We start from the raw sequence: 19,182 nt of genomic DNA, 5'->3' as shown, positions 1-19,182 counted from the left end.
AACTATGTATATATTAGCATCAACTCAAGCCTCTAATTTTGTATCCGGTGTTGATCGGGCATTTCTCCTAATTCTTGGAATTTCATTTTTCTTTTTAATAGCATTAACCATTGTGATGATTTATTTCATCTACAAGTATAACCGGAAGAGAAATCCCAAAGCAACCCAAATTAAAGGCAGCACTTCGCTCGAAATTATTTGGACTGTCATTCCAACCATACTTGTATTGATCATGTTTTATTATGGTTGGGCCGGTTGGAAGCCAATGAAAACGGCACCTGATGATAGCTTTAATATTACAGTTGTTGGGCGAATGTGGAATTTCACTTTTGAATACGAAAATGGTAAAAAAACAGATACACTATTTATCCCAAAAGATAAGCCAATCAAGTTAAACTTGAAAGCTCTGGATGTGATTCACTCGGTTTACATACCTGCTTTCAGGGTCAAGGAAGATGTAGTTCCAGGACGCGAAAAGTTTATGTGGTTTATTCCTCAAAAGGAAGGTATTTACGAATTATTCTGTACCGAATATTGTGGATTGCAACACTCCTATATGTACAATTGGGTAAAAGTAATGCCGGAAGAAGATTTCATCAAATGGTATGTTGACACAACCAAGCGTGCACCTGTTGCTGTTGATTCACCTTCAGCGTCAGGTAAGCGCATCATGACAAATATTGGTTGTCTTGCCTGCCATTCACTTGACGGTTCAAAATTAGTCGGACCATCATTCAAAGGTATATATGGCCATGAAGTTACCGTAAAAACAGGTGGAGAGGAAAGAACCATCACGGTTGATGATGAGTACATCAAACGATCAATATATGATCCAAATGCAGATATCGTGGATGGCTTTAATAAAGGTTTAATGTTATCCTACCAAGGTCAATTAACCGATGTGGAAGTAGAACAGATCATTGAGTATCTCAAAACATTAAAATGAAAAAACTGAGTATTTACGAATATATAAAAATTATCCTTCAACTTGGAAAAGCACGCATATCACTACCTGTTGCTTTATCTGCACTAACCGGATACGTGCTTCAAACTGGCACAATTGGATTGGATGGTTTTTACCTTGCATTGGGGGTGTTTCTGATGTCCTGCAGCTCTGGTGCGATCAATCACTGGCAAGAGCATAAAATCGATGCCCAAATGCCTAGAACCAAGGATAGGCCAATTCCCTCTGGTAAAATCTCACCACTATTTGCAATCTGGGTTTTTGTGATCTACTTCATTTTAGGAGCTTACGTATTATATATACATTTCCCAATTGCCGGATTGTTAGCGAGTACACTCACTCTTATTTCTTACAATGGAATTTATACTCCACTAAAAAAATACACGGCTTTCGCAGTGGTGCCAGGTTCACTAGTAGGCGCATTGCCTCCTTATATTGGTTGGCTTGCAGCGGGGGGAGATATTACCAGCCCTTCAATATTATTAGTCGCCATCTTCTTTTTTATCGGACAAATCCCCCATTTTTGGCTGTTGCTACTTATGTTTGGGAAAGAATACAAGTTAGTAGGATATCCAAGCCTAAATGATGTTTTAAGTGAAAATCAAATTAAAAGGTTAAGCTACACCTGGATTCTTGCTACCATTGCTTCAGCTTTGCTAATTGCAACTAAAGTAATGACCGGTCGTACTGCTATGTTCATCCTGGTATTTTATATCTTCTATTTGTTATTTTCATTAACCTTGCAGTTGCTTGTAAAAAAGAATTTACACCCTCGGCAAACCTTTTTTAAGCTGAACTTTCTCTACCTCTTTATGATGATTGTTTTGGTTATTGATAGCCTCTTTCATCCTGTTTAAACATTTCCATTACAGAGATGTTATATTTACATATTTAGATTATTGCATATATTAAAATCATGAAAAAGAATACAAATATGTTTATAACAGGCCTAATTACAGGAATATTGGCAAGTGTATTGATTATTTTGGTATTAGCACCCAAAATGATGTTTACAGTTACTGAAAGCAAGTATGATTTCGACAAAACAGCAGAAATGATTATTGAATCTACCAAGACAAATAAGTGGAGCATGCCTCATCATTATGACCTGCAAGCAACCATGGCAAAACACGGTTTTTCGGTTAAACCAGTCAAAGTATTTTCTGTATGCAAACCAGATGTAGCTGTTCGGGTTTTGGGAAGTGATGACGATCAACATGTTTCAGCAATGATGCCTTGTAGAATTGCCATTTTTGAAAAAAAGGATGGAAAAACCTATGTCTCAAGATTAAATGCTGGATTGTTATCTAAAATTCTTGGCGGAAATATTAAAGCAGTAATGGGAGATGCTGGTGACGATAGTGAAAAAATCTTAGAACCCTTATTTAAATAAAATGAAAACTCATACTATTTTCTTGTCACTGCTTATTGGCTTAATTGCATTTGCTTGTTCTTCTTCTAAATCAGAAAAAGAAAAGGCAACCACCATCGATACACCTACAACAAATGTTGAGCTTGTTTATCATGTTGAAGGTATGACCTGTGATCATTGTGAAATGTCGATTCAAAAAGGGGTGAATGAATTGGAAGGGATTGTGAAAGTAGAAGCTAATCACGAAGACTCAACTACATTGGTCGTTTTCGACTCTTCTAAAACAAATAAAAATCAGATAGCACAGGCTATTGAGAAACGGGGTTACAAGGTGGTTGAATAACTTGTTTGGAAAAAATGATTAAGAAACTCTCGGTTATTGGTGCAACAGGAAAACTTGCTTTACCAATTATAAAGCGGTTACAAGAAAATAGCGTAGAGGTTACAGCTAGTGTAAGGAACGTAGAAAAAGCAAAGACACTACTACCCGACGGCACGAAAATAAAAAAGGCTGATTTAAATGATAAAATAGCACTTGCCAAATCATTAAAAGATACTGAGTATCTCTATTTAAATCTTTCGATACAAGAACCGGATGCAGAATTTGTTGCAGAAATTGACGGAGTAAAAAACTTACTGGAGGTGCTAAAGGATTCTCCAATTAAGCAAATATTGAAAATTTCAGGTATTGGTGCACTCCATCCGGAATTTAATCAAAAAGGTGAGATTTATGATGCAAATGCGGTTAGAAGCATTGGTCATCAATTGATAAAGGATTCAGGAATTCCCTACACCATCTTTCACCCGACCTGGTTTTTAAATGCGCTCCCTGCGTTTATTAAAGGTGATGAGTTTGCTGTTTATGGAAAAGATGCTCATCCATTCTATTGGGCAAACACAACCGATTTTGCTGATCAATTAACAAAGGCTATTGGAAACGTAAATACGTTCAACAAAGAATTTGCGGTACAAGGAAAAGAAGCTCTCACATTTGCCAAAGCCGGGGAAAGATTTATTAAAGCATATCATCCAACGCTAAAACTAAACCACCACCCTATCACAAAAGATATGGGCCGATTTGGATTACTCCTTTCTTATTATGAAAATGTAAAGGAAGAATTGGTATCTGAAAATACCTGGAAAATTCTTGGTGAACCTAAAGTTAAACTAGAAGACTTTATATATCAAACATTAAAATAATTTAGCTTAACATTATTATAAATTTTTTAACATTAAAAAAGCAACCTTTTCATGATGTTTTCTGTCTAAATAACTAGAAACAAGAAACAACCATGAAAACATTATCCATCTACTTCGCCATTTTTCTTTTTTCCTGTATGGTGTCTACGGCAGGAAATGGCCAAACCACCAATATTTGGGGCAAAGTCGTAGACAAAGAAACAATGCAACCGCTGATCGGGGTTAATATAAGTTTAGAAAATAACTTGAACGGTATTGGTACCATTACGAATCAAGAAGGTGAATTCAGGTTATGGAACCTTCCTCATGATACGGCTAATATATTAATTAGCCTGGATGGTTACCAAACTTCATTGGTAGATGTGAGTTCCCTGAATGGATCTCACAGCGAAATAAAAGTTATCAAACTTGATACGGCTAATAATTCGGAAAAAGAGCCAATAGCAGCAAATAAGAAGCTACCTTTCTTAAAAAAGAAATCACAAGTAAGGAAATAACGAAGAAGGCAATTATTCAAGATTCCATCATCTGTAAACAATTGCCCTCTTTCAAAAGCTTTTATTAAAACAATAGATACCCTACTTTAGCTCAAGTTGTTTCGTATTTGTATAATTTTCACCTCTTAAGGAAATAAACTTACTCATCATCTCATCCAGTTTTTCACGCATTTCCTGAGCTAAATTATTTTGCTGCCCAATATCTTCTTTCAAATTGTATAATTGAAATTCTTCTGAATTACCTAATTCAATATTAACCATTGTATTAACGGCAGGACCTTCATAAGGAGGAATCATTAACCAATCACCTTCCCTCAGAGCCGTGCGGCTAGTAGCCTCTAATATTAAAGTTTCTCTGCCCTCTTCACTTTTCCCCATGAATACATCCAATTTATTCTGGCTATCAGTAGCAGTTTGAGAAGCACCCACCAAGTCAGCGATTGATGCAAGTAAATCTATCTGACACACAAGAGCATCCGATACTTTTGGTTCAATTTTGCCTTTCCAATAAGTTATAAATGGAACACGTGTACCTGCCTCGAATAGGCTGTATTTTCCACCACGAAGAGGTCCTCCTGGTTTGTGGTTGCCTAATTTCTCAACGGCATCATCGTAATAGCCATCATTTAAAACAGGTCCGTTATCGCTTGAAATTACTATCCATGTATTTTCGAGTAACCCTTCTTCCTCCAGGGTTTTCATGAATTCGCCAATGCACCAATCAGCTTCGACAATTACATCACCCCGTGGCCCCAAACCTGAAGCACCAACAAATCGAGGGTTTGGTGTGCGTGGAACATGTGGCTGTTGCATTGCATAGTACAAAAAGAAAGGCTCATCCTTATGTAATTTCACGTACGTTTGTGCCTTTTCCAGAAAGTTGCCAGCCATTTCTGTATCAGTCCATTTTGCAGACTCTCCTCCTTTCATAAAACCAATACGCGGAATTCCATTGACAATACTGTTATTGTGCCCATGATGCCACTTCATCGTTAGCAATTCCGGATTATCTCTCCCAGTAGGCTCCCCTTCAAAATTACTACTGTAACTTACTTCAATTGGATCATTCGGATCTAAATTCACTACATTCCCGTTTTCGATATAAACGGTTGGCACACGATCTTGAGTTGCCGCCATTATATATGAATAGTCAAATCCAACTTCATTTGGTCCAGGAGAAATGTGCTGATTCCAATCAACAACACCTGTACCTAATCCCATGTGCCATTTACCTACAATACCTGTATGATATCCTAGCTTTTTAAGCATTTTGGGAATAGTCACCTGGGCAGTATCTATAATCAATGGAGCCGTACCGGGAAGAATATTTGCATCTTTATTACGCCAGGGATAAACACCGGTTATTATTCCGTATCGGCTCGGCGTACATGTTGCAGAAGTAGCATGTGCATCTGTAAACCGAACACCACTACTGGCAATTGCATCCAAATTAGGAGTACTCAATTCAGTAGCTCCATAAGCGCTAATATCACCAAATCCCAAATCATCAAGATAAATAACTACAACATTGGGATTTTGTTTATGCGGTGCCTTTTCTCCTATGCAAGCAGCTAAACTCGCCAACGCAAGGGAAGAAATTAAAATTTTATTCATCGTCTTTGGTTTTAGTTTAATATCAGCTAGTAGGTACTGGTAGGTAAAAGTAGGAAAAGTTTTTTAATGTAGCCCATTATAGAATACAAAAAGGGTATTTGCCTCAACAAACACCCTTTCATAAAAAGTCTTTTTTTATTAGAAATGATGATGAATACTTTCCTGCAAATAAGGGTGATTCTTAGGCACCAGACTTGCTTTTGCCAAATAGGTAATCACTACCAGACAAAATAATCCGGCAAAGCCAAGAAACGTTCCAATCTCAATCAATCCGAAACTTGATTCATGAACAGTTGCAGGCCAGATCACATAATACAACTCTGTATATTGACCAATGATTAATAAAATAATCACAGGAACCATTACCAATTTACTTCGCGAATTTTTTCGAGGCATAAGGAAAAAGAAAGGAATCGCCCAGTTTAAAATGATATTCAAGTAAAATAATATTTGAAATATTCCATGGGAACGATGTGCGTAGAATTGAGTTTCTTCAGGAATATTTCCATACCAAATCAACATAAACTGCGCAAAATTAAAGTACCCCCAAACAATTGCCAGCATAAATATGTATCGGGTAAAATCATGCAGGTGAGAGCGATTCAGCACCTTAAGGTATCCATATCGATGCAAAATGATCACAATTAGTGTGATGATTGAAGCGCCGTGCAAAAATGCAGCAATAAACATTTGACCCGCAAACAAAGTACTAAACCAGTGTACCTCCAGCGACATAATCATATCGATTGCAAAGGCTGAAAATGTCACTGCAACAATAAAAATAAATATTTTCGATAGGTGCTCTGATCGCCGGAAATACTCCACTCCTCCATTTAAATCTTCTTTTAGCGAAACGCGACGCATCATTTTTGTAAGAAGAATCCATAAGGCAAAAAATACAACTATTCGAATGGAGAAAAATGGAAGATTTAGATAGGGTGATTTATGATGTATTAAATGATCAGTTAATACTTCCTCTTCATGCGACCACTCATAAAGTGAATGGACCCCAAAGATTAGAACTATAAAAAATACTGCTGCAAATGGAATATAAGCAGCCATTGCTTCGGGAATCCGTTTGAAAGCAGCAGACCAACCCGCTTGCGATATGTACTGGATTCCAACAAAAAATGCAGCACCAATAGCAATTGAAACAAAATAAAAATTGTTGAGCAAATAATTCGCCCACGCTCTAACCGGATCTGTTATAAATCCCACAGCCAAAGAAACAACTCCAACAACAATCAGTCCGATGGCGATCTGTTTCAATTTTCGTGGTATGACAAATTTTTCTTCCATAGCCTGTTTCTTTTGTCTTCGTTCGTTCTTATTTATGCAATTCGTTTTTAATATATAACACTGCCTTCCATCGATCTTCTGGTCTAATCATCGATCCATGTTCAGCCATTACCCCCCAGCCAACAGAAATAACATGGTAAATTTCACCGTCAGTTGCATTTTTAATCTTATCCGATAATAAACTAGCAGGCGGATATGGATATTTTTTGGATGTATATAGTTTTCCCTGTCCATCACCGGTTAATCCATGACAGCTGGCACAATAAATTCCAAATACTTTCTCCCCCCTGCTTATATTGTCGGGTGTTGCTAACAATGGATTTTCCAATGTTTGTCCAGCCAATAACCGGTCACTATCATTCTTTTCATATGGGTATGGCATGAAACCTCTTGGAATCGTCCCTTCAACAGTTGGCTGAAGTGTTTTTCCATCTGAAAAATTTGGGTTCTTCGTGTAACTCTCATATGCAGGCGAGGTAACCATATCATCAAAATATTGCCAGCCTGGAGTATTCCGGTTATGATCACAAGCCATACACATCACCGAAATTCCTATTATAACTATGTATCTTATTCCTTTAAGGTTCATCATATCTTGGTTTGAACTATTCGAATTTAAAAGACTTCAGTGGCTCCATTTTCTTTAAGAATGCTTTCAATTTCCTTGGTATCTGAATCGACCACCATCACGAACTTATCATCGGTTGCTCGATAGTCCACAATCTCAGCTTTCTTTCCTGGAAATATTTTTGCTCTTGCTGAAAAGGTAAACAAGGTGAACAGCGTAACAATTAAGATGGTTGCTACAATTGTCACCACAATAAACGAAGGGAATGTATTGAAAGGCTTCCCTCCAAAATTGAGCGGCCAACTTATGACAGCGGCATAATACATCCCACCCAAAACTGTTAATGCTCCAAATAAACCATAGAAAAATGCAGCATGAGTAATGCGCGTTTTCTTTCCCATTCCAATTAAAATTTCGTGAATGGGATAAGGGGTATAAACCTCCTTAATTTTGGTGCCTTTCGCTTTTATCTTATCAAAAGCCTTCACCAAATCAAATTCATTATCAAATACTCCTACCATAGCTTATTCGTTATGATGTTCTTTAGTTACCATTGGCTTATCAAACTTTGCCACACTCTTGACTTCCGAAACAGCGATCATTGGAATGTATCGGAAAAATAACAATACCCCGGTTGAGAACATTCCCAATGTTCCAATAAAAAATCCAATCTCAATTATCGAAGGAGAATAAGTTGCCCAGTTTGCAGGTAAATAGTTCTTTGTAAGGGATGTAATTACAATATTGAAGCGCTCGAACCACATTCCAATATTGATTATGATTGAAATAATGAAAACAAGCCAAATTCTCTTTCGAACAGCTTTAAACCAGAAAAACTGTGGCACAATTGCATTAAAAATAAACATTGCCCAAAATTGCAAGGCATAATCACCGGTAATTCGATTGTGAAAGAAGGTATACATTTCATAATCAGATCCGGAATACCATGCCATAAAAATCTCAGTCAGGTATGCAGTACCCATAATCAAGGAGATAAATACCAAAATCCGACAGACAGCATCCATGTGTGAATCGGTAATGAAATCATTCATTTTATAGAGCTTTCTCATCAAGGTAACCAAGGTCAATACCATTGCAAAACCAGAGAAAATTGCCCCAACAACAAAGTATGGAGGGAAGATGGTAGTATGCCATCCCGGTTCAACGGACACGGCAAAGTCGGTCGATACAATGGAGTGAACAGAAACTACCAAAACAGCAGCTATTCCACCCAAAACAAAGCTCAACCCTTCAAATCGCAACCACTCTTTGCTGGAGCCAGTCCATCCAAAAGCAAAAAAACCATACACTGCCTTCTTTATTTTTGATGTAGTTTTATCTCTAATAGTTGCAAAATCAGGCACCATACCAAAATACCAGAAACTTGCTGAAATTAAGAGGTACGCAGATATTGCTACAAAGTCCCAAAAAAGCGGAGAATTGAAGTTCACCCATAACGGGCCACGGGTATTTGGATAAGGAAATATGAAGAAAAACAACCAAGGTCGTCCCATATGCAATAAAGGAAATAATCCGGCGCAACCAACAGCCACCACCGTCATTGCCTCTGCAGCACGGTTAATTGCAGTCCGCCATTTTTGACGCAAAATAAGTAGGAAGATAGAAAAAGCAGTACCGGCATGCCCAATACCAATCCACCAAACAAAGTTGATAATTGCCCATCCCCAGCCTACTGTATTGTTTACCCCCCAAGTTCCAATCCCGGTTGAAATGGTGACGTATTTGCAATAAATACCCCATCCAAACATCCCCAGACTTATTAAAAATGCGATATACCACCAGGCAGGTGTTTTTGCATCAATCGGAGCTAATATCTCACTCGATATCTGCTTCAGGGACTTGTCCCCGGTAATTAGCTTTCCTCTGATTTCAGTATTATACATAGAGTCTCGTTTTTTCTTCTATCAAGCTTTATTTCTTACTTTAGTTAGATAACCTACCGAAGGCAAAGTGTGCAGCTCTTCTAAAAGATGGTAGTTACGCTTATCTTTAAACATCTTGCTGATTTTACTTTCGGGATTATTTAAATCTCCAAAAACAATTGCATTACCAGGGCAGGACTGTTGACAAGCGGTTTTAATTTCTCCATCTTCGATCATTCGTCCTTCCAATTTTGCTTCATTTTTTTTCTCCTGAATCCGCTGCACACACATCGAGCATTTTTCCACGACTCCACGCGAGCGAACTGTTACATCAGGATTTAATACCATTCTTCCAAGTTCGTTATTGGCATTGTAATCAAACTTGTCATTGTTAACATACTGGAACCAATTGAACCGTCGAACTCGATAAGGACAGTTATTGATACAATATTTGGTTCCCACACAGCGGTTATAAGCCATCTGGTTCAATCCTTCCGAACTGTGAGGAGTCGCTGCAACAGGACAAACATTTTCGCACGGCGCGTTATCACAATGCTGACACATCACAGGTTGGTGTGAAACTTCAGGGTTTGCTGGATCCTCGGAATAGTACCGATCAATACGGATCCAGTGCATTATTCGACGATTGCGAACCTGCTCTTTCCCGATTACCTGAATATTATTTTCAGCCTGGCAAGAGATTGCACAGTTTCCACAACCAGTACATGAATTTAAATCGATGGCCATCCCCCAATGGTGACCTTTAAATTCCATCTCCTTGTATAGTGTGATATGATGCTTTTCAAATTCTTCATGCAATTCATTTCCCGACTCGTTATCTTCCAGATATTTATCTAAAGTTGATTCCCTAACAATTGGCCGACCTTCCATTGAATGATGTGTCTGAGAAAGTGCCAAAGGATAGGTTGCACCCTCAACTACTTCAACCGTTGCATTTTCGATAAAATATTTTCGATTGTCATTTTCAGTCCCGACATAGGCAAACATATTTTTCCCAACTTGTTCACCGACCTTGCCAGCATATTCACGTCCGTAGCCCAAAGCAACAGCAATTGTATCTTGTGCTTGCCCTGGTTGAATAAATAAGGGTAATTCCAATCCGTTAACTTTGATAACGCTTTCATTGGTAAGCCCGTTTTCTTCGGCATAAGCAACAGGAACCGATGCATAATTGTCCCAGCTAATTTTTGCAATAGGATCAGGTAATTCCTGCAACCAGGGATTGTTCGCATATTTACCATTTCCCAAAGCAACAGTTTCATATAAAACTACTTCAGTTCCAGATTGAGAAGGTTTCAATTTTTTTGCTGCATTTTCCAAACCAGAACTATTGTAGTCAACAGATACTGATGCACCAGGCTCAAAAACACCTTTTTGCAAACTTAAATTCCAGAACATCCGAAAGTCAGCCTGCTCATTTTGTTTTAAGAATTGATTTGCCTTCCAATATCCTTTAATATAGTCTCCGTAAGTAATTTCTTTTCCAGTCCATTTCAATAAGCTTTCCTGAACATTTCGGGAATTAAACAATTTTGAAATGGTAGGTTGAGCTAAACTGTGCAAGCCATTTTTTGGTTCTAAATCATTCCATGATTCCAGGTAATTTGGTTCTGGTAATATCAGTTGACTTAAATTTGCTGTTTCATCCTTACGTTCCGCAAACGAAATTGAAAGAGGCAATTTCTCAATAGCTGAAATAATCTCACGTCCCTGCGGATGATCATATACTGGATTAACTCCCCAAGTCAGCAATGCATCAATTTTATTATTTTTTAAGTCACCAATTAAGCTGCTCATTTCCTGATCAATTCCTTGCTTGGTTTGCAAAGCAGTTTCCCAATATAAGGTGCTTCCATAATTTCCAAGCATCTGGTTGATTCCATTTACCAACAATTGGATATTTTCATCATTACTTCCAGAAATAACAATTGACTTTCCTTCATTTTCCAGAAGTTCTTCCGCTAACGAAGAAATATCTACGCTAGACTTGGGACCAGAGAGAGCCCCTGTACCTTTTACTTTAGCGATCTGGTTATACAATGCCAGAATAATTCCAGCTTCTTCAGAAGGCTTTATTGGAACCCTCACGTCAGCATTTGATCCGGTAAGACTCATTCCTGATTCAAACTGATAATGACGTAGCATTCCATTTTGTCCTTCATCCAACTTACGATTGGAAGTATATTGCTTCGTATATTCAACAGGAGACAACCAGGTTCCTAAAAAGTCAGCTCCAAAGCTCACTACAACTTTTGATTTATCAAATCGATAGTCAGGTATTGCCTTTTGTCCAAAGCTCTTGATGTTCGCATTCAACATTCCGGACGATGACACAGCATCATATTGAACCCATTTTGTTCCAGGATAAGTTTCCAAAAATTCCTGAATAATTGCTTTTGTCGAAGGCGAAATGATAGTAGAAGTCAATAAAACAATTTGACCATTCTTCTCCGAAATATCCTTTAATGCTAATTGAACTGAATTATCGGCTTCTTCCCAGGATATTTCTTTTCCATGGGAAAGTGGTCCTTTGTAACGAGCACCATCATATAAATTCAGAATAGAAGCTTGCACTCGAGCACTAGTTCCCTGCTGAGAAATTGAACTCAATTCATTCCCCTCAATTTTGATAGGCCTGCCATCACGAACTTTTACAACAACGCTGCAATAGTCATTAGCATCAAAATACGAAGATGCATAGTAATTTGCTTTACCTGGAGTTATCTCCTCAGGCTTCACCAGATATGGGATAGCTTTATCAACAGGTCTTTTACAACTTGCAACAATAGATGCAGCAGCCAAACTAAAACCAAGTGTTTTCAGAAAATCACGCCGCGAATTACCTTCATCAGCATCCTTATTTTTAAACAGCATGCTTTTTTGACGTGCTTCTTCTCGAGCTTCACTTATTCGTAAGGCTTTTGGATCTTCTAATTCTTCAAGACTTCTCCAATAGGTCTTCATTCAGTATCTTTTTTCAGGATAAACATTATTAATAATGACAACGCATACAATCGTTGGCTCCTATATCTTCTGCTTTTATGCTTTTTAAATCACCGATTTCCAATTCTTCATGCAGCTTAACGAAAGTTTCATAGTACCCATTTTCCTCAAACTTAACATCTGTTTCCCGGTGACAATTTACACACCACCCCATAGACAAATCGCTATGCTGACGCATTAAGTCCATTTCTTCAACTGGGCCATGACACTTCTGACAATCCAGCTTTGCAACACCAACATGCGCTGCGTGACTAAAGAAAACATGATCGGGAAGATTGTGTAATCGAGTCCATTCTACAGGTTTTTCTGTTTCAACGGCCTCTACTATTTTAGCTATCTCAAATTTTCCGGAATTCGTGCCCTCACGAATTAATACATGACAATTCATACATAAATTCATAGCAGGGATACCAGCCGATTTGCTGTACTCTGCACTGTGGTGACAATATTTACAATCTATACCGTTTTCACCAGCATGTACTTTATGCGAAAACTTGATCGGTTGATCCGGTGCATATCCTTCAGAACGTCCTAGTTTTATACCTTCTTCAACCATCATCTTCACTTGGAGTCCAAACGCTACGAGAAAAATCAGCACAGGAATAAATTTATATTTGATCTTTCTTAAAAAGATTAATTCGATTAACGCCCAGGTAATTAATATTCCAAGAAATATAAATATGAGTAGGTTATTAACACTTGGTTTTTGAGATGGAATGCCAGTTATCGCTAAATCATCTAAATAAACTTTAACGGTTCTAAAATCATCTTCCGATATATCAAAATATTGATGAACCTCTGCCATTTTTCCAACTGTTGGGGCCATTACAGCGGCTTTAAATGCCTCAAAATCCTTGTCCAGGTACTTCTCGGCTATTGCTATTGCTGATGGGTTCCAATTCAAAGTATCAGTTGGTACAAGATTGTGACAGGACATACACGATGGATGCTCCCTATCAAACGGAAGTAATCCTTTAAAAAAACGCTCCCCTCTTTTAATATCTGCATGCGATTGGCCATGACTTTCTCCATGATCAACCTCAATAGCAAATATTGGAGCATTAAATAGAAATAAGAAAACAATGAAAAATGCCATTGGCAAGTACCTGCAAGCAGGTGAAACAGGGATCTTAAATTTCATTCTAAAAGCTTTTGTAAGTGTTTTTAGACCTAGGTTTTAGCAACTCATCAGATTTAACAATCTTTTGAGTTTAAGGTTTTCATTTACAAGTTAAAAAATATTCGAGAGAAAAGCTTTAGTAATGACCTGTAAAATACTGTAACAGTAGTGGATTATTTAAGTAGCTGAATTTTAACCATATCAATTAGGACATATCCCATTACATCATAGACAAAAACAATATGCATTCAAAATCAATAACAAAAATCTATGAATTATTCTAAATTCTCAGTTAGCTTTCTGACAATTTTCAAGTTGTCGAAGAACTCTTTAGCAATTACCCTAATTATCGTGTAGGAAGGTATTGCTAATATCATACCCAATATCCCTGCCACGCTTCCAGCTGCCATAATTACCAGAAAAATCTCCATTGGATGAGCTTTTACACTGCTCGAATAAATAAGTGGTTGAAACAAAATATTATCAATTACCTGGACAATGACAAAAACAAGTAGCATAAATCCTAAGATAGGCAGGGTGTGACTCATGAAATCAAAATTGAGATTTATTGCAATACCAATAAGCAAACCTACAGTAGCCCCCATCCATGGGCCCAAATATGGGATCACATTAAACAATCCACAAAATAAGCCGATAACCACAGCGTGACTAAAACCAATACCCACAATCGTTAATCCCAGAGTTACTAATATACCTACCATGGTAACTTCAAAAACAAGACCTATGAAATATCTCCTTAACAGATTATAAATTGAGGATAGAATCTTTGAAACTTTTTCTTCATAATCAGATGGGATCAGCACTAATATTCCGTCTTTAAACATATTCTCCTCTTTTAAAAAGAAAAATGTTATAAATGAAACCGCAAAAAAGGCGATGAAAAATTCACCAATAGTACCGGCAATAAACCCAAAAACATCTGTCAATTTAGAAACATCAACGATCTCTCCCAGTTGCTCTTTTATTATTGCTAAAAAGCCACCATCATCGCTGGGGACATTTCCTCCTGAAAGTGCCATCAAATTCTTAACTGGTTGCTCAATAACTTCAATTACCGATTGAAAGTTAATGGTTGATAGCTGTTCAAACTCATTAACCAACAAGGGAATTAAGAAACGAAAAGAACCAATAAAAAGCACCCAGAATAATATTAAAGTCAAAAAGGCTGCAAGGGTCTCTGATATTTTGAATCCTTTATAATGAAGCTTGCTTAAAAATCGAACAACTGGTCTTCCTATTAATGAAAGTACTGCTGAAATTAAAATATAGGTTACAATAGCACTGAAGTACCAAACCAAAAACAAAATAAGTAGGGCTCCAATCCCTAGCAGAATATTTTTTGTTGTCCCCTGAACTCGAATCATAATGTTTTTTTTACAAATATATTGGTTTATTCAAAACAATTTAGGAAAACGCTATTAAGAATTCGTCTAATATTAACTTGCTCAATTCTGACAAATTTCAAACAGTAAATTTATTATAAACAGAGACTTAGACAAAACGTATTTTCTACAATTATAAAACTAACTTTTCAATATTATAGTTAATTACTAATTGGTAATTATTGCATATTGTTATATAAATAAATCAAATAGAAACTTATTATCTTTTTTTTTTGATAAATTTGCTTTTTGCAAGATCTACGATAGATGAAAAAATTAAGACTGAAGGCACTGGTCGTTGATGATGAAAAAGCAGATCGTGATTTGCTTTGTTATCTTTTAAAAAGCAATTCGGGAATTGGGGAAATACATGAAGCGGGTAATGTTGAAGATGCCCTTTTCAAGTTTATTGACATCAGCCCAGATATTGTTTTTCTTGATATTGTTATGCCTGGAAAATCAGGCCTCGATTTTATTGAACTGATAAAAAAGCGCAATCTGGCTACTAATATCATTATTGTAAGTGCTTACAAAGATTCTGCAATTGAAGCGATCAGAAGCCAAGTATACGACTTCATCTTAAAACCCATTAATGAAAAAGATCTAAGCTCCTTGATCGAAAAATATCGGGTACATAAGAACATGAATATCAACGAAAAACTTGACAAGGTTCTTAATAACATTGACAATGGATTAAAACTGAAAATATCTTCTAAGAATAGTCATATACTGATAGATCCGAATGATATTTTATATTGCGCAGCTGAAGGCTCTTACACTGATATTCATTTAACTAATGGAAGTATTGAGTTAGCGAATACTTACCTTGCAAAAGTTGAAAAGATGCTGGAAGATTTTCGATTTTTCAGAATCGGGAGATCGACACTAATCAACCTGGATAAGTTATGGAAAGTTAACAGAAATGATAACTCATGTGTATTGTCTGCGCTGGAGAAAAATGTTAAACTACGGGGATCAGCAAAACAAATCAAGTTGCTTTGTGAAATGAATTTGAAGTAAAATGATTGAAGACAAAATAACATCTATGATTATTGACGATGAGGAAGAAGCTATTTCTTTACTGGAAATTTATCTTCAACCCTTTCATGAGATTGATGTGATTGAAAAAACCACCAATCCACAGAAGGGGATAAAACTCATTCGTAGGAAGATGCCTAACATTGTCTTTTTGGATATTGATATGCCTGAGATAAATGGTCTGGAGGTCGCTCAAATGATAAAAGACTATAAACTAGATACCGAAATTGTTTTCACAACTGCTTATAGTGAATATGCTTATAATGCGCTAAAGGTGCAACCATTAGACTACCTAATAAAGCCATTTGGCCCAGAGGAATTAATCTCTGTTATTAATCGGTATAAAACAAAAACGAAACGGAAAGAGCTTGAAAGAAGAATGGACATTTTTGTAAAAAACAACAAGTCCAATCCGAAAATTAAATTTCCTACCCGTTCAGGAATAGTACTACTTAATCCTGATAACATCATGCTATTACGGTCGGAGAATAATTATACGCTTATTTTTACCACCGATGATAATTCGGAGCTAATCACCTTGAACGTTCTAAAGGTGATTGACATGATCGACACCCCCAGTTTTGTAAAAGTAAATCGTTCTGCTTACGTAAATCTGCAATACCTTCGAAGAATTGAAAGAAAAAGAAGGACATGCATCCTCCAACATAAAGATGTTAGTTTGGAAGAGCCCCTCAATAGAACAGGGTTGTCGTTTTTCGAAAAATTAAATTGTTTCCCGATTACCTAGTTATTTTTTTAATAAAGCATACTCCAACAATTCACTAATCGTATTTACGAATCTAAATTTCAGTCCTTTTAAATACACTTCTTTGATTTCCTCAATATCCTTTTTATTGTCGGATGACAACAGAATTTCTTTAATACCAGCTCGTTTAGCAGCCAGAATCTTCTCTTTAATTCCGCCAACAGGTAACACTTTACCTCTAAGGGTAATTTCTCCGGTCATCGCTATACTTTTCCTTACTTTTCGTCCGGTAAAGATTGATGCCAACGAGGTAACCATTGTAACACCGGCTGATGGACCATCCTTTGGAATTGCACCTTCAGGAACGTGAATATGTACGTTGTTCTTTTCAAACATTTCTGGTTTCACACCTAACTCAATAGCATGTGATTTCAAGTATTCCAAAGCCAACATTGCAGACTCTTTCATCACTTCACCTAAATTACCCGTCAATGTAAGACTACCTTTTCCGGCACTAAGACTCGCTTCAACAAAAAGAATTTCACCACCATGAGCAGTCCATGCAAGGCCTGTAACCACGCCAGGAATATCATTTCCCTGATAGTTTTCTCTATTGTATTGATTCACGCCAAGGTACTCACGGATATCCTCTTTTGTCAATTTTTTATTGAAATCTTCTTCAAAAGCAATCTTCTTCGCAATTCGTCGAATTACCTTAGCCAGTTTCTTGTTTAACTCGCGAACACCTGACTCACGTGTATAATGCTCGATAATGTATTCAATAGCTTCCTTAGGAAAAGTAACCATTCTTTTTCCTACCCCGTGTTCTTCCAATTGCTTTGGAATCAGGTGCCTTTTTGCTATTTCAACTTTTTCTTCAACGATATAACCACTTACATCAATAAGTTCCAATCGATCCCTCAATGGAGCAGCAATGGTATTCAATGTGTTCGCCGTTGCAACAAACATCACCTTTGAAAGGTCATATTCTATTTCAACATAATTGTCGTGAAATTCGGTATTCTGCTCCGGATCAAGAACTTCCAACAATGCAGAGGCAGGATCTCCATGAAAATCCTGAGAAACTTTATCGATTTCATCAAGAATGAAAACAGGATTTGAGGATTTAGCTTTCTTAATGTTTTGCAAAATCCGCCCGGGCATGGCTCCAATATACGTCTTTCGGTGTCCTCTAATTTCAGCTTCATCATGCAATCCGCCTAAACTCATGCGAATATACTTGCGATCTAAAGCTCTAGCAATGGATTTTCCCAATGAAGTTTTACCAACTCCAGGAGGTCCATACAAACATAGAATCGGGGCTTTCATGTCGTTCTTCAATTTCAGAACAGCCAAATGTTCCAAAATCCGCTCCTTCACCTTTTCTAACCCATAATGATCTTCATCCAACACCTTCTCAGCATGTTTCAAATCAAAATTGTCAGTTGTATATTCATTCCAAGGTAACTCCAACAATGCCTGGCAGTATGAAAACTGCACGGAATATTCTCCGGCAGCCGGATTCAATCGATGCAACTTGGTTACTTCTTTTTCAAAGTGATTTGCGACCTCCTCAGTCCATTTCTTCTCTTTCGCAGCTTCTTTCATATCTGCTATTTCCTGCTCAATCGGATTTCCACCTAATTCATCCTGAATGGTTTTCATCTGTTGATTTAGCAAAAATTCTCGCTGCTGCTGATCCAAATCAGTCTTTACTTTCGACTGAATATCACGCTTCAACTCAAGCATTTGAACTTCCTTCACCAAGTACGATATCGCTTGAATACCACGCTCTCTAATATCCGGAATTTCGAGCAATGCCTGTTTTTCCTCAACTTTCAGGTCTGTATTTGAACAAATAAAGTTGATTAGGAATGTAGAATTTTCAATGTTTTTAACTGCAAAAGTTGCCTCAGGAGGCACATTAGATGAGTATTGTGCAATTTTAATCGAAAGATCTTTCAACGAACCAACAATCGCATTAAACTCGGCACTTTCGTTCTGCGGAGTAATTTCTTCCAATAACGTAACCTTTGCTTTCAAATAGGGAAACTCTTCCTCATATTCCAACGTCTGAAACCTTCTTTTCCCCTGGATAATAACAGATGTAGTTCCATCTGGCATCTCCAATATCTTTAATATCTGTGCAACCGTTCCCACCTGGTACAATTCAGCAGGTGCAGGATCGTCAACACTGGCATCTTTCTGAGTAACCGTGCCCAATAGTTTATCACCACGAAAAACATCTTGAATTAACTTAAGCGACTTTTGTCTTCCTACTGAGATCGGAATTACCACTCCCGGAAATAAAACAGTATTGCGTAAAGGCAATATTGGCAGTACTTCAGGCGCCTGAAAATTTTTAAGTTCTTCTTCGTTGCCGTCCGCAATTATAGGAATCAATTCAGTTTCATCTTCTGGTAGTCCGGTGTATATCATATCTTTCATGAAATTATCTTTATGCTCGCCCATGATTCTTACTCTCTTTTCAATT

Annotated in this window: 17 protein-coding genes; 8 read left to right on the top strand and 9 right to left on the bottom strand. The window is 37.2% G+C overall.

Going from position 1 to position 19,182, the window contains the following annotated elements; all coding sequences use genetic code 11:
• The first annotated feature begins 4 nt into the window (after window positions 1–4).
• The 6 genes from coxB (at window position 5) to ACUNWD_RS13895 (ending at window position 4,033) form a co-directional block, all read left to right on the top strand.
• A complete protein-coding gene (gene coxB, locus ACUNWD_RS13920) occupies window positions 5–946 on the top strand; it encodes a cytochrome c oxidase subunit II (RefSeq protein WP_445588432.1) in 942 nt (313 codons plus the stop codon).
• Window positions 943–1,821 (top strand): protoheme IX farnesyltransferase, encoded by an 879-nt coding sequence (locus ACUNWD_RS13915; protein WP_445588431.1) that lies wholly within the window; start codon window positions 943–945, stop codon window positions 1,819–1,821. Before coxB ends, ACUNWD_RS13915 begins: the two co-directional genes overlap by 4 nt.
• Window positions 1,822–1,880: 59 nt before the next feature.
• Complete coding sequence (locus tag ACUNWD_RS13910; protein ID WP_445588430.1) at window positions 1,881–2,357, top strand: DUF302 domain-containing protein; 477 nt, start codon at window positions 1,881–1,883, stop codon at window positions 2,355–2,357.
• A gap of 1 nt (window position 2,358) precedes the next feature.
• A complete protein-coding gene (locus ACUNWD_RS13905) occupies window positions 2,359–2,679 on the top strand; it encodes a heavy-metal-associated domain-containing protein (RefSeq protein ID WP_445588429.1) in 321 nt (106 codons plus the stop codon).
• Window positions 2,680–2,693: 14 nt separating this feature from the next.
• Entirely contained in the window at window positions 2,694–3,536 is an 843-nt protein-coding gene (locus ACUNWD_RS13900) for an SDR family oxidoreductase (RefSeq protein WP_445588428.1), read from the top strand.
• Window positions 3,537–3,628: 92 nt separating this feature from the next.
• Complete coding sequence (locus tag ACUNWD_RS13895; protein WP_445588427.1) at window positions 3,629–4,033, top strand: carboxypeptidase-like regulatory domain-containing protein; 405 nt, start codon at window positions 3,629–3,631, stop codon at window positions 4,031–4,033.
• A gap of 81 nt (window positions 4,034–4,114) precedes the next feature.
• Here ACUNWD_RS13895 and ACUNWD_RS13890 read toward each other — a convergent pair whose 3' ends face one another.
• The 8 genes from ACUNWD_RS13890 to ACUNWD_RS13855 all read right to left on the bottom strand — a co-directional run bounded on the left by ACUNWD_RS13890 (window position 4,115) and on the right by ACUNWD_RS13855 (window position 14,926).
• The gene (locus tag ACUNWD_RS13890; RefSeq protein WP_445588426.1) at window positions 4,115–5,647 is read right to left on the bottom strand and encodes a sulfatase family protein; all 1,533 of its coding nucleotides are present in this window, start codon (window positions 5,645–5,647) and stop codon (window positions 4,115–4,117) included.
• Between the two features lie 138 nt (window positions 5,648–5,785).
• Window positions 5,786–6,946: a hypothetical protein gene (locus tag ACUNWD_RS13885; RefSeq protein WP_445588425.1), complete on the bottom strand. Its 1,161-nt coding sequence runs from the start codon at window positions 6,944–6,946 to the stop codon at window positions 5,786–5,788.
• A 28-nt stretch (window positions 6,947–6,974) separates the two neighbouring features.
• Complete coding sequence (locus ACUNWD_RS13880) at window positions 6,975–7,538, bottom strand: c-type cytochrome (RefSeq protein ID WP_445588424.1); 564 nt, start codon at window positions 7,536–7,538, stop codon at window positions 6,975–6,977.
• Window positions 7,539–7,561: 23 nt separating this feature from the next.
• Window positions 7,562–8,035, bottom strand: a complete 474-nt coding sequence (locus ACUNWD_RS13875; protein ID WP_445588423.1) for a DUF3341 domain-containing protein — start codon at window positions 8,033–8,035, stop codon at window positions 7,562–7,564.
• Window positions 8,036–8,038: 3 nt separating this feature from the next.
• A complete protein-coding gene (gene nrfD, locus ACUNWD_RS13870; protein WP_445588422.1) occupies window positions 8,039–9,418 on the bottom strand; it encodes an NrfD/PsrC family molybdoenzyme membrane anchor subunit in 1,380 nt (459 codons plus the stop codon).
• A 21-nt stretch (window positions 9,419–9,439) separates the two neighbouring features.
• Complete coding sequence (locus ACUNWD_RS13865; protein WP_445588421.1) at window positions 9,440–12,382, bottom strand: TAT-variant-translocated molybdopterin oxidoreductase; 2,943 nt, start codon at window positions 12,380–12,382, stop codon at window positions 9,440–9,442.
• A gap of 28 nt (window positions 12,383–12,410) precedes the next feature.
• The gene (locus tag ACUNWD_RS13860) at window positions 12,411–13,562 is read right to left on the bottom strand and encodes a cytochrome c3 family protein (RefSeq protein WP_445588420.1); all 1,152 of its coding nucleotides are present in this window, start codon (window positions 13,560–13,562) and stop codon (window positions 12,411–12,413) included.
• A 254-nt stretch (window positions 13,563–13,816) separates the two neighbouring features.
• On the bottom strand, window positions 13,817–14,926 hold the full coding sequence (locus ACUNWD_RS13855; RefSeq protein WP_445588419.1) for an AI-2E family transporter: 1,110 nt from the start codon (window positions 14,924–14,926) through the stop codon (window positions 13,817–13,819).
• Between the two features lie 285 nt (window positions 14,927–15,211).
• Here ACUNWD_RS13855 and ACUNWD_RS13850 point away from each other — a divergent pair, with 285 nt between their 5' ends.
• Together ACUNWD_RS13850 and ACUNWD_RS13845 are read left to right on the top strand one after the other, a co-directional pair.
• Window positions 15,212–15,964 (top strand): LytR/AlgR family response regulator transcription factor, encoded by a 753-nt coding sequence (locus ACUNWD_RS13850; RefSeq protein ID WP_445588418.1) that lies wholly within the window; start codon window positions 15,212–15,214, stop codon window positions 15,962–15,964.
• Between the two features lies 1 nt (window position 15,965).
• A complete protein-coding gene (locus tag ACUNWD_RS13845; protein ID WP_445588417.1) occupies window positions 15,966–16,730 on the top strand; it encodes a LytR/AlgR family response regulator transcription factor in 765 nt (254 codons plus the stop codon).
• On the opposite strand, the gene lon is transcribed toward ACUNWD_RS13845, so the two are convergent.
• Entirely contained in the window at window positions 16,731–19,160 is a 2,430-nt protein-coding gene (gene lon, locus ACUNWD_RS13840; RefSeq protein WP_445588416.1) for an endopeptidase La, read from the bottom strand.
• Window positions 19,161–19,182 lie beyond the last annotated feature (22 nt).

Source organism: Sunxiuqinia sp. A32, from assembly GCF_052690465.1.
The sequence above is the reverse complement of the archived record's forward strand: the minus strand, read 5'-3'. Positions and strand labels throughout refer to the sequence as shown.